We start from the raw sequence: 13,567 nt of genomic DNA, 5'->3' as shown, positions 1-13,567 counted from the left end.
GTGCGAAGGATCTCCGTCCCGTGAACAGTCTCGTGACCTTCCTCCCGTTCGTCGTGCTCATCGGGGCCATGTTCCTGATGACCCGGTCTGCGAAGAAGAAGCAGCAGCAGGCCGCGGCCATGCGCGACCAGATGACGCCGGGCACCGGCGTCCGCACGATCGGCGGCATGTACGCCACGGTCAAGGAGGTCGGTGACGACACCGTCACCCTCGAGGTGGCCCCCGGCGTCCACGCGATCTACGCGAAGAACGCCATCGGCGCCGTCCTCGAGGACGAGGAGTACAACCGCATCGTCCACGGCTCGACGGATGATCTGAAGATCGACACGCCGGTGGTCCCGGACGACCTCTCCTCCCTGACCGGGGCGACGGACACCGAGGCACCGAAGCTGGACCTGGGCAAGAAGGCCGACGCCGACGAGCCGACCGACGCCACTGACGCCAAGGACGCCAAGGGAGACGTCAAGGGCGACGGCGAGGCCGAGGCGAAGTAAGCACGGCCGGGGACCGCGCGGGGCCAGACCGGCAGCCGGCGGTCCCGCCGCGACCGCTTCCGCGGGGCCGCGGGGGGCAGGGGTCCCCACACACATTTTCGTGGCCGTCCATGCGCACACCCGGCGCGGACGGTTGGACAGGGAGATAGACAAGGTGGCAGCACCGAAGAAGGGCCGACGGCCCACGGGGGCTCAGGGGAGGCCGGGGCGCGCCCTGGCGATCATCCTGATCGCGATGGTGGCGCTCACCGCGGGGATGTTCATCTCCGGGCAGACGACACCGCGACTGGGCATCGACCTCGCCGGCGGTACGAGCATCACGCTCAAGGCCAAGAGCGAGCCCGGCAAGCCGAACGCGGTCAACGAGACCAACATGAACACGGCGGTCGGCATCATCGAGCGCCGTGTCAACGGTCTCGGCGTGTCCGAAGCCGAGGTCCAGACCCAGGGGACCGATCACATCATCGTGAACATCCCCAAGGGCACGAACGAGAAGCAGGCGCGCGAGCAGGTCGGTACGACCGCGCAGCTGTACTTCCGTCCGGTCCTCACCGTGGCCGCGGGGGCCCCGGTGACCGAGCCCGCGCCGACCCCCTCGGCGAGCTCCTCCGCCGGCAGCAAGGCGGAGGGCAAGAAGGACGGCAAGGACGCCTCGTCCTCGCCCAGCCCGTCGTCCAGCGCCACTTCGCAGGGCCGCGCCGTCAGTGAGGCCCTCAAGGCCCCGACCGCGTCCCCCTCGCCCTCGGCGAGCGCCTCGAAGAAGGCAGACGACAAGAAGGCGCCGTCCCCGACGCCCGCCCCCGACGCCGCCACCGCCGACCTGCAGAAGCGCTTCGCCGCGCTCGACTGCAGCAAGAAGGAGCAGCGCACCGCGGCCGCCCTGGGCACCAAGCCCACGGACACGGTCATCGCCTGTGGTCTGAACAACGCCGACCAGTGGGAGAAGTACGTCCTCGGTCCCGTCGCCGTCGAGGGCAAGGACATCAAGTCCGCCAAGGGCGTCCTGGACCCGTCGACCGGCGCCGGCTGGATCGTCGAGATGTCCTTCAACGACAAGGGCGCCGACCTCTTCGCCAAGGTCACCGGTGAGCTCGCCGCCAAGCAGTCCCCGCAGAACCAGTTCGCCATCGTCCTCGACGGCAACGTGGTCTCCGCCCCCTCGGTGAGCACCTCCATCGCCGGCGGCAACGCGCAGATCTCCGGCAGCTTCAACCAGCAGTCCGCCCAGGACCTGGGCAACATGCTCTCGTACGGCGCCCTGCCGCTGTCCTTCCAGGAGGACAGCGTCACCACCGTCACCGCCGCGCTCGGCGGCGAGCAGCTGCGCGCCGGCCTCATCGCCGGTGCGATCGGCCTCGCCCTCGTCGTGATCTACCTGGTCGTGTACTACCGCGGCCTGGCGCTCGTCGCCCTCGTCAGCCTCATGGCCTCGGCCCTGCTGACGTACACGATCATGGCGCTGCTCGGCAAGGGCATCGGCTTCGCCCTGAACCTGCCGGCGGTCTGCGGCGCCATCGTGGCCATCGGCATCACCGCGGACTCGTTCATCGTCTACTTCGAGCGCATCCGCGACGAGATCCGCGAGGGCCGCACGCTGCGCCCGGCCGTGGAGCGCGCCTGGCCGCGGGCCCGGCGCACCATCCTGGTGTCCGACTTCGTGTCCTTCCTCGCCGCCGCGGTGCTGTTCGTCGTCACCGTCGGCAAGGTCCAGGGCTTTGCGTTCACGCTCGGCCTGACCACCCTGCTCGACGTGGTCGTGGTGTTCCTCTTCACCAAGCCGATCATGACCCTGCTGGCCCGTACGAAGTTCTTCGCGGACGGCCACCCGTGGTCCGGGCTCGACCCCCAGCGCCTCGGTGCCAAGCCGCCGCTGCGCCGCTCCCGCCGTTCCGCCGCTCCCGTCGCACCGAAGGAGGCGTGAGATGTCGAAGCTCGGAGATCTCGGCGCCAAGCTGTACCGAGGAGAGGTCGGCTACGACTTCGTAGGCAAGCGGTTCCTCTGGTACGGCGTCTCGATCCTGATCACCATCACGGCGATCGTCGCCGTGGCCGTGCAGGGCCTCAACATGGGCATCGAGTTCAAGGGCGGTGCCGTCTTCACCACTCCCAAGACCGAGGTGACCGTGGCCAAGGCGACGGAGGCCGCCGAGGAGATCTCGGGGCACGTCGCCATCGTCCAGAAGCTCGGCAACGGCACCATGCGCATCCAGGTCAGCGGCCTGGACACCGCGCAGGCGAACACCGTGAAGTCCAAGCTGGCGGACAGCCTGGAGCTCAAGGAGCAGGACATCAACGCGGACCTGGTCGGCCCCAGCTGGGGCTCCCAGATCGCCAACAAGGCCTGGACCGGCCTCGTGGTGTTCATGGTCCTCGTGGTGATCTACCTCGCCATCGCCTTCGAGTGGCGCATGGCGGTCGCGGCCCTGATCGCCCTGATCCACGACCTCACCATCACGGTCGGCGTGTACGCGCTGGTCGGATTCGAGGTCACCCCGGGTACGGTCATCGGTCTGCTGACGATCCTCGGCTACTCCCTCTACGACACCGTCGTCGTCTTCGACGGTCTGAAGGAAGCCTCCAAGGACCTCACGAAGCAGACCCGCTTCACCTACAGCGAGATGGCGAACCGCAGCCTCAACGGCACGCTGGTCCGCTCGATCAACACCACCGTGGTGGCCCTGCTCCCGGTCGCCGGCCTGCTGTTCATCGGCGGCGGCTTCCTCGGAGCGGGCATGCTCAACGACATCTCGCTCTCGCTGTTCGTCGGCCTCGCGGCCGGTGCCTACTCCTCGATCTTCATCGCCACCCCGCTCGTCGCCGACCTCAAGGAGCGCGAGCCGGCGATGAAGGCCCTGAAGAAGCGCGTGCTCGCCAAGCGGGCCGCAGCCGCCAGGAGCGGCGAGGGCGAGGAGTTCGCGGCCGACACCGAGGTCGTGGCGCAGGCGCGCTCCGGCCGGGAGGCGGGCAGCCGCGGATGACCGCTGACGCGAAGGCCGTGCGCGAACTGCTGCTCGACCGGATCACGGACGTGCCGGACTACCCGAAGCCGGGCGTGGTGTTCAAGGACATCACCCCGCTGCTGGCGGACCCGGAGGCGTTCGGGGCCCTCACGGGCGCCCTCGCCGAGCTGGTCGGCCGGCACGGGGCGACGAAGGTCGTCGGCCTGGAGGCCCGCGGGTTCATCCTCGCGGCCCCCGTGGCCGTGGCGGCGGGCGTCGGGTTCGTCCCGGTCCGCAAGGCCGGCAAGCTGCCGGGGGCCACGCTGAAGCAGGCGTACGAGCTCGAGTACGGCACCGCCGAGATCGAGATGCACGCGGACGCCCTGGCCGCCGACGACCGGGTCCTCGTCATCGACGACGTCCTGGCCACCGGCGGTACGGCCGAGGCCTCGCTGGAGCTGATCCGGCGGGCCGGTGCCCGGGTCGCGGGAGTCGCCGTCCTCATGGAGCTCGGCTTCCTCGAGGGCCGCGCCCGCCTGGAGCCGGCCCTGGCCGGCGCCCCCCTGGACGCGCTGATCCTGGTCTGAGCCGTACGGCCCGGCCCTTTCGTCCGCAGCGGCGGGCACCCGGTACTCCCCGGGTGCCCGCCGCTCGTGCGTCCACGGGGCGGGCACCGGAGAACGCGTCCGGCCAAGGCTCGCTACCATGGGTTTTCCGGACCTGACCGGGGGACACCGGATCCGCACGAGGAGCGCTCTTGCCAGACGAGGTCCAGCCACTGTCCGCCGCGCAGCCCGATCCGCAGGCCGAGCAGGCCGCGGCGGCGGCTTCCGCGCCCGCGGCGCCCAAGCCCGTACCGGCGGCGCCGCCGGCCAAGCCCGCGCCGCTCAAGCCCGCGGGCTCCTCCAACCGGGTCAGGGCCCGGCTCGCCCGGCTGGGCGTCCAGCGTTCCAACCCGTACAACCCGGTGCTGGAACCCCTCCTCCGGATAGTCCGCAGCAACGACCCCAAGATCGAGACGGCCACCCTCCGGCAGATCGAGAAGGCGTACCAGGTCGCGGAGCGCTGGCACCGCGGCCAGAAGCGCAAGAGCGGCGACCCGTACATCACGCATCCGCTCGCGGTCACCACCATCCTCGCCGAGCTCGGCATGGACCCGGCCACCCTGATGGCCGGACTGCTCCACGACACCGTCGAGGACACCGAGTACGGGCTCGAGCAGCTCAGACGGGACTTCGGCGACGCCGTGGCCCTGCTCGTCGACGGAGTGACCAAGCTCGACAAGGTCAAGTTCGGCGAGGCGGCCCAGGCCGAGACCGTCCGCAAGATGGTCGTCGCGATGGCCAAGGACCCCCGGGTCCTCGTCATCAAGCTCGCCGACCGCCTGCACAACATGCGCACGATGCGCTACCTCAAGCGGGAGAAGCAGGAGAAGAAGGCCCGCGAGACCCTCGAGATCTACGCCCCGCTGGCGCACCGGCTGGGCATGAACACGATCAAGTGGGAGCTGGAGGACCTCGCCTTCGCGATCCTCTACCCCAAGATGTACGACGAGATCGTCCGCCTGGTCGCCGAGCGCGCTCCCAAGCGCGACGAGTACCTGGCCGTGGTCACCGACGAGGTGCAGACCGACCTGCGCGCGGCCCGCATCAAGGCCACCGTCACCGGCCGGCCGAAGCACTACTACAGCGTCTACCAGAAGATGATCGTGCGGGGCCGCGACTTCGCCGAGATCTACGACCTGGTGGGCATCCGCGTCCTGGTGGACACCGTCCGCGACTGCTACGCGGCGCTGGGCACCGTCCACGCCCGCTGGAACCCGGTTCCGGGGCGGTTCAAGGACTACATCGCGATGCCCAAGTTCAACATGTACCAGTCGCTGCACACGACGGTCATCGGGCCCAGCGGCAAGCCGGTGGAGCTGCAGATCCGCACCTTCGACATGCACCGCCGCGCCGAGTACGGCATCGCCGCCCACTGGAAGTACAAGCAGCAGACGGTCGCGGGCAGCTCCAAGGTCCGCACCGACGTCCCGCAGGCCGCCAAGGGCAGCGCCGGCCAGGACACCGTCAACGACATGGCCTGGCTGCGCCAGCTCCTCGACTGGCAGAAGGAGACCGAGGACCCGGGCGAGTTCCTCGACTCGCTGCGCTTCGACCTCTCGCGCCACGAGGTCTTCGTCTTCACGCCCAAGGGCGACGTCATCGCCCTGCCCGCCGGGGCCACCCCCGTGGACTTCGCCTTCGCGGTGCACACGGAGGTCGGCTACCGGACCATAGGGGCCCGGGTCAACGGGCGGCTGGTCCCCCTGGAGTCCACCCTCGACAACGGCGACCTGGTCGAGGTCTTCACCTCCAAGGCCGAGGGGGCCGGCCCCTCCCGGGACTGGCTCGGCTTCGTCAAGTCCCCGCGCGCCCGCAACAAGATCCGCGCCTGGTTCTCCAAGGAGCGCCGCGACGAGGCCATCGAGCAGGGCAAGGACGCCATCGCGCGGGCCATGCGCAAGCAGAACCTGCCCATCCAGCGGATCCTGACCGGCGACTCCCTGGTCACCCTGGCGCACGAGATGCGCTACCCCGACATCTCCTCCCTGTACGCGGCCATCGGCGAGGGCCACGTCTCGGCGCAGGCCGTGGTGCAGAAGCTCGTCCAGGCCCTGGGCGGGGAGGAGGCGGCCGAGGAGGACCTGGAGGAGGTCGTACCGCCCGCCCGCGGCCGCGCCAAGCGCCGGGCGAACGCCGACCCGGGCGTGGTGGTCAAGGGCGTCGACGACGTGTGGGTCAAGCTGGCCCGCTGCTGCACCCCGGTGCCCGGCGACCCCATCATCGGCTTCGTCACCCGCGGCAGCGGCGTATCGGTTCACCGCGCCGACTGCGTCAACGTGGACTCGCTCTCGCAGCAGCCCGAGCGGATCCTCGAGGTCGAGTGGGCGCCCACCCAGTCCTCCGTCTTCCTGGTCGCCATCCAGGTCGAGGCACTGGACCGGTCCCGGCTGCTCTCCGACGTCACGCGGGTCCTGTCCGACCAGCACGTCAACATCCTGTCGGCGGCCGTGCAGACCTCCCGCGACCGGGTGGCCACCTCGCGGTTCACCTTCGAGATGGGCGACCCCAAGCACCTGGGACACGTGCTGAAGGCCGTACGGGGCGTGGAGGGCGTCTACGACGTCTACCGCGTCACCTCCGCCCGCCGCCCGTAGAGCCGGCGGCGCCCGGGGCAACGGGAAGGGCCCCGGTACGGATCCGAGATCCGTACCGGGGCCCTTCCGCCGTCCCGGGCGGGAAACCGCCGGGCCGGGCCGCAGGGACCCGGCCGACGGGGGCGTCAGCCGCCGAACTCCTCCAGGCCCTTCAGCGCCTGGTCGAGCAGGGCCTGGCGGCCCTCCAGCTCGCGGGCCAGCTTGTCCGCCTTGGCGTCCTGGCCGGCCGCGCGGGCCGCGTCGATCTGCTTCTGCAGCTTGTCCACGGCGTCCTGGAGCTGGCCGGTCAGACCCGCGGCGCGCGCACGCGCCTCCGGGTTCGTCCGGCGCCACTCGGCCTCCTCGGACTCCTGGATCGCGCGCTCCACGGCGTGCATCCGGCCCTCGACCTTGGACCGGGCGTCCCGCGGCACGTGGCCGATGGCCTCCCAGCGCTCGTTGACGGAGCGGAACGCGGCGCGGGCCGCCTTCAGGTCCGTCACCGGCAGGAGCTTCTCCGCCTCGTCGGCGAGCTCCTCCTTCAGCTTCAGGTTCTCCGCCTGCTCGGCGTCCCGCTCCGCGAAGACCCCGCTGCGCGCCGCGAAGAACACGTCCTGGGCCCCGCGGAAGCGGTTCCACAGGTCGTCCTCCGACTCGCGCTGGGCGCGGCCGGCGGCCTTCCAGTCCGCCATCAGCTCGCGGTAGCGCGCCGCCGTCGGGCCCCAGTCGGTCGAGCCGGAGAGCGACTCGGCCTCGGCGACCAGCTTCTCCTTGGCCTTGCGGGCGTCCTCGCGCTGCGCGTCCAGCGAGGCGAAGTGCGCCTTGCGGCGCTTGGAGAAGGCCGAGCGGGCGTGCGAGAAGCGGTGCCACAGCTCGTCGTCGGACTTGCGGTCCAGGCGCGGCAGACCCTTCCAGGTGTCCACCAGGGCCCGCAGCCGCTCGCCCGCCGAACGCCACTGGTCGCTCTGCGCCAGCTCCTCGGCCTCGGCGACCAGCTTCTCCTTGGCCCCGCGGGCCTCGTCCGCCTGCTTGGCCTTCTGGACCTTGCGCTCCTCGCGGCGCTCCTCGACGGAGGCCACCAGCTTGTCCAGCCGCGCACCCAGCGCATCGAGGTCGCCCACCGCGTGGTGCTCGTCGATCTGCTGCCTCAGGTGCTCGATCGCCGTCGCCGCGTCCTTCGCGGAGAGATCGGTGGTCCGCACCCGCCGTTCGAGGAGGCCGATCTCGACCACAAGGCCCTCGTACTTGCGCTCGAAGTAGGCCAGGGCCTCCTCGGGGGTGCCCGCCTGCCACGAGCCGACGACCTTCTCGCCATCGGCAGTACGCACGTACACGGTGCCCGTCTCGTCGACGCGGCCCCACGGGTCGCTGCTCACAGCGCCTCCTCCACCTGATGCCCGCCGGGGGTTCGCCCCCGGGCATCGTCCACAGTTTCCTGGGGCGGGCCGAGCCCGCCCTGCACAACGCCAACATAGGCGAACGCCGGGCCGGCTGTCCGCATCCGGCGCCCACGGATCCCCGCGAAACCGCGGCTGACCGGGTGCGCCGCCGGAAGCGGTCCGGCGCTCGCCCTGATATCGCCCTGGTATGACCCGCTTGGGGTCAGTTCTTGACGACGGTCGCCTTCTCGATGGTCACGCCCTTCTTCGGGGCGCCGTCGGTGGCGCCGCCGTCCACCCCGGCCTTCGCGACCTCGTTCACGGCCTTCAGGCCGGCCGCGTCCATCGTGCCGAACGGGGTGTAGCCCGGGGGCAGCTTGCTGTCCTTGTAGACGAGGAAGAACTGGCTGCCGCCGGTGCCCGGCTGCCCGGTGTTCGCCATCGCCACCGTGCCGGCCGGGTACGTGACCGTGCCGTCGGCGCCGGCCTTGCCCAGGCCGCCCAGGTTCTCGTCCGGGATGGTGTAGCCGGGTCCGCCCATGCCGGTGCCCTGCGGGTCGCCGCACTGCAGGACGAAGATCCCGCCCGTGGTCAGGCGGTGGCACTTGGTGTTGTCGAAGTACTTCTCGCCGGCCAGCGCGTTGAACGAGTTCACCGTGCGCGGGGTCTTCGACGCGTCCATGGCGATCTTGATGTCGCCCTGGTTCGTGTCCAGCGTGAAGGTGTACTTCGCCTTCTGGTCGATCGCCATCGCCGGTTCCTTCTTCTTCGGCTCGGCGGAGGGCGTCGGGGAGCCCGATGCGGCCGGGGTCGTCCCGTCCCCGTCGTCCTTCGCATCGAAGAGGCCGGCCGAGAAGCTGCCGATCAGGGCCGCGGCGACCACGGCCACGGCCGCACCGATCACGATGCCCCGCCGGCGCGCACGGCGCTGGGCCTCGGCCCTGCGCTGCTGCTGCCGCTCGTACTTCTCCCTGGCGAGCTGCCGCCGCCGCTGATCGCTCGTGACCACCGGGTCTTCTCCTTGTGCGTGTCCGGTCCAGCCGTCCGGGCCGGGGTTAGGCCGTACCGTATATGGGTTCGCTGTGTGATGAGCAGCGCCGGTAGGCTCTGATCTGCCGCAATCTCCAGCCGGCCCACCGAAGCCGGCCGACATGTAAGGGACGAACGTGCTCATTGCCGGGTTCCCCGCCGGGGCCTGGGGGACCAACTGCTACGTGGTCGCCCCCGCCGCCGGCGAGGAGTGCGTGATCATCGACCCGGGCCACCAGGCCGCCCAGGGAGTCGAGGAAACGCTCAGGAAGCACCGTCTCAAGCCCGTCGCCGTCGTCCTCACCCACGGCCACATCGACCATGTGGCCTCCGTGGTCCCGGTGTGCGGTGCGCACGACGTGCCCGCCTGGATCCACCCCGAGGACCGCTACATGATGAGCGACCCCGAGAAGGCGCTCGGCCGGTCCATCGGGATGCCGCTGATGGGCGAGATCACCGTGGGGGAGCCGGACGACGTCCGCGAGCTCACCGACGGCAGCGCCCTGAAGCTGGCCGGTCTGGACTTCACCGTCGCGCACGCGCCCGGCCATACGAAGGGGTCGGTGACCTTCCAGATGCCCGAGGCGGCCGACATCCCCTCGGTCTTCTTCTCGGGGGATCTGCTCTTCGCCGGCTCCATCGGACGCACCGACCTGCCCGGCGGCTCCCACGCCGAGATGCTCGAATCGCTGGCCCGCGTGTGCCTGCCGCTCGACGACTCGACCGTGGTGCTGTCGGGCCACGGCCAACAGACCACCATCGGCCGCGAGCGCGCGACGAACCCCTACCTGAGGGAAGTCGCCGCCGGCCTCGGAGGCGGCCAGGCCGCCCCACGACGAGGAATGTGACGAGAGCTTCGTGAGCACCTTCAAGGCCCCCAAGGGCACGTACGACCTGATCCCGCCGTACTCCGCGAAGTACCTGGCGGTGCGCGAGGCGATCTCCGCCCCGCTGCGCAAGGCCGGGTACGGGTACATCGAGACCCCCGGCTTCGAGGACGTCAACCTCTTCGCCCGCGGCGTCGGCGAGTCCACCGACATCGTCACCAAGGAGATGTACGCCTTCGAGACCAAGGGCGGCGACCGGCTCGCCCTGCGCCCCGAGGGCACCGCCTCCGTGCTGCGCGCAGCCCTGGAGGCCAGCCTGCACAAGCAGGGCAACCTCCCCGCCAAGCTCTGGTACTCCGGCTCGTACTACCGCTACGAGCGCCCGCAGAAGGGCCGCTACCGCCACTTCTCGCAGGTCGGCGCCGAGGCGATCGGAGCCGAGGACCCGGCCCTGGACGCCGAGCTGATCATCCTCGCCGACCAGGCGTACCGCTCCCTGGGCCTGCGGCAGTTCCGCATCCTGCTGAACTCGCTGGGCGACAAGGTCTGCCGCCCCGTCTACCGCGAGGCCCTCCAGGAGTTCCTGCGCGGGCTCGACCTCGACGAGGAGACCCTGCGCCGCGCCGAGATCAACCCGCTGCGCGTCCTCGACGACAAGCGGCCCGACGTCCAGAAGCAGCTCGTCGACGCCCCGCTGCTGCGCGACTTCCTCTGCGAGGCCTGCACGGCGTACCACGACGAGGTCCGCGCCCTGGTCAGCGCGGCCGGCGTGGTCTTCGAGGACGACCCGAAGCTGGTCCGCGGCCTGGACTACTACACCCGCACCACCTTCGAGTTCGTCCACGACGGCCTGGGCTCGCAGTCCGCGGTCGGCGGCGGCGGCCGCTACGACGGCCTGTCCGAGATGATCGGCGGCCCCGCGCTGCCCTCCGTCGGCTGGGCCCTGGGCGTGGACCGCACGGTCCTGGCCCTGGAGGCCGAGGGCGTGGAGCTGGACATCCCTGCGGCCACCAGCGTCTTCGCCGTCGCCCTCGGCGACGAGGCCCGCCGGCTGCTGTTCGGCAAGGTCGTCGAACTGCGCAAGGAGGGCGTCGCCACCGACTTCTCCTTCGGCGGCAAGGGCCTCAAGGGCAGCATGAAGGACGCCAACCGCTCCGGCGCGCGCCTCACCCTGGTCGCCGGCGAGCGCGACCTCGCCGAGGGCGTGGTCCAGCTCAAGGACATGGAGACCGGCGAGCAGCAGCCGGTGGCCTTCGCGGACGTCCTGGAGGCCGTACGGGCCAGGCTGGCCTGACCCGGCCGGCGCCGGTACGGGCAGCAGCCCGTAACCGGCGCCGGCGGAAGCGGGGGCCGTCCGGCAGCAGCCGGGCGGCCCCCGCCGTCCGTCCACAGCTTCCCCTTATCCCCGCCGAACGGTGCCGGGGGCCCGGTGTACGGCACAATGTCCCTGCTCAGGCGGACCGCGCCCACGAGGCGGCGGCGGTGCCACGACGACGGGATGACGGAACTCCGTATGACGAACACTGGGGCGGAAGCGGACAGCCGGCGGACGGCCGCGGACGGCGGCCGGACCATCGGGGGGAGCCGGGCCCTGGCCTGGCTGTGCGTGGTCACCGGCGCGGCGGGGCTGCTCGCCGCCTGGGTGATCACCATCGACAAGTTCAAGCTGCTGGAGGACCCGGACTTCGTCCCGGGCTGCAGCTTCAACCCCGTGGTGGCCTGCGGCAACATCATGAAGAGCGAGCAGGCCGCCGCCTTCGGGTTCCCGAACCCGATGCTGGGCCTCGTCGCCTACGGGATCGTGGTCTGCGTCGGCATGAGCCTGCTGGCCGGGGCCCGGTTCAAGCGCTGGTACTGGCTGGCCTTCAACGCGGGCGCGCTGTTCGGCGTCGGCTTCTGCATGTGGCTGATGTTCCAGTCGCTGTACCGGATCAACTCGCTGTGCCTGTGGTGCTGCCTGGCCTGGGTCGCCACCATCGTGCTGTTCTGGTACCTCACCTCGCACAACGTCCGCGAGGGCGTCCTGCCCGCGCCCGGCTGGCTGCGCTCCTTCTTCGGCGAGTTCACCTGGGTGCTGCCGGTCCTGCACATCGGGATCATCGGGATGCTGGTCCTGACCCGCTGGTGGGACTTCTGGACCTCCTGACCGCGGCCCCCGGCGGCCGCCCCCCGACGGGCCCGGCCGGGACTGTCACAGCCCTGTTCTAGGCTTCAGGTGTGGAACCCGACCTCTTCACCGCCGCCGCCGAGGACCGCCAGGAGAAGGACCCCGCGAGCTCGCCGCTCGCCGTCCGGATGCGCCCGCGCACCCTGGACGAGGTCGTCGGGCAGCAGCACCTGCTCAAGCCCGGCTCGCCCCTGCGACGGCTGGTCGGGGACGGCTCCGGCGGCCCCGCCGGAGCCTCCTCGGTGATCCTGTGGGGTCCCCCCGGCATCGGCAAGACCACCCTGGCGTACGTGGTCAGCCAGGCCACGCAGAAGCGGTTCGTCGAGCTGTCGGCGATCACCGCGGGGGTCAAGGAGGTCCGGGCGGTCATCGAGGGCGCCCGCCGGGCCGTCGGCGGGTACGGCAAGGAGACCGTCCTCTTCCTCGACGAGATCCACCGCTTCAGCAAGGCCCAGCAGGACTCCCTGCTGCCCGCCGTGGAGAACCGCTGGGTCACCCTGATCGCCGCGACCACGGAGAACCCGTACTTCTCCGTGATCTCCCCGCTGCTCTCCCGCTCCCTGCTGCTCACGCTGGAGCCGCTCACCGACGCCGACCTCAGCGGGCTGATGCACCGGGCGCTCACGGAGGAGCGAGGGCTCGGCGGCGCGGTCGCCCTGGCCGCCGACGCCGAGGCGCACCTGCTGCGGATCGCGGGCGGCGACGCCCGGCGGGCGCTGACGGCGCTGGAGGCGGGGGCCGGCTCGGCGATCGCCAAGGGCGAGCCGGAGATCAGCCTCCAGACGGTGGAGGAGGCCGTGGACCGGGCCGCGGTGAAGTACGACCGGGACGGCGACCAGCACTACGACGTGGCCAGCGCCCTCATCAAGTCCATCCGGGGCTCGGACGTGGACGCGGCGCTGCACTACCTCGCGCGGATGATCGAGGCGGGGGAGGACCCGCGGTTCATCGCGCGGCGGCTGATGATCTCCGCGAGCGAGGACATCGGGCTGGCGGACCCCACGGCCCTGCCGACGGCCGTCGCGGCCGCGCAGGCGGTGGCGATGATCGGCTTCCCGGAGGCCGCGCTGACCCTCAGCCACGCGACGATCGCGCTGGCGCTCGCGCCGAAGTCGAACACGGCGACGACGGCGATCGGGGCCGCCCTGGCCGATGTGCGGGCGGGGCTGGCCGGGCCGGTGCCGGCGCATCTGCGGGACGGGCACTACAAGGGGGCGGCGAAGCTGGGGCATGCGCAGGGGTATGTGTACCCGCACGACGTGCCCGGGGGGATTGCGGCGCAGCAGTATGCGCCGGACGCGATTCACGGCAAGCGGTACTACGAGCCGACGCGGTACGGGGCGGAGGCGCGGTACGCGGACGTCGTCGAGCGGGTCCGCTCCCGCCTGACCGGCGATTCCTGACCCGGGCTGCGCCCGGCCCCCGCTCCCGCTGCGCGGGCTCCTTCCCCACCCCGCCCTTTCCCGTTCCTGGGGCTCCGCCCCAGACCCCGCGCCTCAAGCGCCGGCGGGGCTGGAGTTGGCTGGGGTGGGTGGGTCGGGTGCGGGTGGGTGG

Annotated in this window: 11 protein-coding genes; 9 read left to right on the top strand and 2 right to left on the bottom strand. The window is 71.3% G+C overall.

The window, feature by feature from the left end:
• The first annotated feature begins 20 nt into the window (after positions 1-20).
• From yajC to ACZ7JZ_RS26565, 5 genes are all read left to right on the top strand, one after another.
• Entirely contained in the window at positions 21-494 is a 474-nt protein-coding gene (gene yajC, locus ACZ7JZ_RS26585) for a preprotein translocase subunit YajC (RefSeq protein ID WP_470943471.1), read from the top strand.
• Between the two features lie 154 nt (positions 495-648).
• Complete coding sequence (gene secD / locus ACZ7JZ_RS26580) at positions 649-2,415, top strand: protein translocase subunit SecD (RefSeq protein ID WP_470943469.1); 1,767 nt, start codon at positions 649-651, stop codon at positions 2,413-2,415.
• 1 nt (position 2,416) lies between these two features.
• Positions 2,417-3,472, top strand: coding sequence for a protein translocase subunit SecF (gene secF / locus ACZ7JZ_RS26575; protein ID WP_470943468.1), 1,056 nt, complete (start codon positions 2,417-2,419; stop codon positions 3,470-3,472).
• Positions 3,469-4,020, top strand: coding sequence for an adenine phosphoribosyltransferase (locus ACZ7JZ_RS26570; RefSeq protein WP_470943467.1), 552 nt, complete (start codon positions 3,469-3,471; stop codon positions 4,018-4,020). Before secF ends, ACZ7JZ_RS26570 begins: the two co-directional genes overlap by 4 nt.
• A gap of 170 nt (positions 4,021-4,190) precedes the next feature.
• Positions 4,191-6,632 (top strand): RelA/SpoT family protein, encoded by a 2,442-nt coding sequence (locus ACZ7JZ_RS26565; RefSeq protein WP_470943466.1) that lies wholly within the window; start codon positions 4,191-4,193, stop codon positions 6,630-6,632.
• Between the two features lie 125 nt (positions 6,633-6,757).
• On the opposite strand, the gene ACZ7JZ_RS26560 is transcribed toward ACZ7JZ_RS26565, so the two are convergent.
• Positions 6,758-7,987 carry a DUF349 domain-containing protein gene (locus tag ACZ7JZ_RS26560; protein WP_470943464.1) on the bottom strand — a complete coding sequence of 410 codons (1,230 nt, stop codon included), beginning with the start codon at positions 7,985-7,987 and terminating at the stop codon, positions 6,758-6,760.
• Between the two features lie 226 nt (positions 7,988-8,213).
• Positions 8,214-8,999 (bottom strand): peptidylprolyl isomerase, encoded by a 786-nt coding sequence (locus tag ACZ7JZ_RS26555; protein WP_470943463.1) that lies wholly within the window; start codon positions 8,997-8,999, stop codon positions 8,214-8,216.
• 157 nt (positions 9,000-9,156) lie between these two features.
• Between ACZ7JZ_RS26555 and ACZ7JZ_RS26550 the strand changes: the two genes are divergently transcribed.
• The 4 genes from ACZ7JZ_RS26550 to ACZ7JZ_RS26535 all read left to right on the top strand — a co-directional run bounded on the left by ACZ7JZ_RS26550 (position 9,157) and on the right by ACZ7JZ_RS26535 (position 13,416).
• The gene (locus ACZ7JZ_RS26550) at positions 9,157-9,867 is read left to right on the top strand and encodes an MBL fold metallo-hydrolase (protein WP_470943462.1); all 711 of its coding nucleotides are present in this window, start codon (positions 9,157-9,159) and stop codon (positions 9,865-9,867) included.
• A 10-nt stretch (positions 9,868-9,877) separates the two neighbouring features.
• Positions 9,878-11,140 (top strand): histidine--tRNA ligase, encoded by a 1,263-nt coding sequence (hisS, locus tag ACZ7JZ_RS26545; protein ID WP_470943461.1) that lies wholly within the window; start codon positions 9,878-9,880, stop codon positions 11,138-11,140.
• 219 nt (positions 11,141-11,359) lie between these two features.
• Entirely contained in the window at positions 11,360-11,992 is a 633-nt protein-coding gene (locus ACZ7JZ_RS26540; protein ID WP_470943459.1) for a vitamin K epoxide reductase family protein, read from the top strand.
• Between the two features lie 71 nt (positions 11,993-12,063).
• Positions 12,064-13,416 carry a replication-associated recombination protein A gene (locus ACZ7JZ_RS26535; RefSeq protein WP_470943457.1) on the top strand — a complete coding sequence of 451 codons (1,353 nt, stop codon included), beginning with the start codon at positions 12,064-12,066 and terminating at the stop codon, positions 13,414-13,416.
• Positions 13,417-13,567: the final 151 nt, after the last annotated feature.

Source organism: Streptomyces sp. NPDC038213 (assembly GCF_055600495.1).
This window is presented reverse-complemented; position numbering and strand designations above follow the sequence as displayed.

What these genes read in the sequence shown, in the direction of transcription:
- ACZ7JZ_RS26570 (WP_470943467.1), top strand. Translation starts at nt 3,469, where the DNA reads ATGACCGCTGACGCGAAGGCCGTGCGCGAACTGCTGCTCGACCGGATC.
- secF (WP_470943468.1), top strand. Translation starts at nt 2,417, where the DNA reads ATGTCGAAGCTCGGAGATCTCGGCGCCAAGCTGTACCGAGGAGAGGTC.
- ACZ7JZ_RS26540 (WP_470943459.1), top strand. Translation starts at nt 11,360, where the DNA reads ATGACGAACACTGGGGCGGAAGCGGACAGCCGGCGGACGGCCGCGGAC.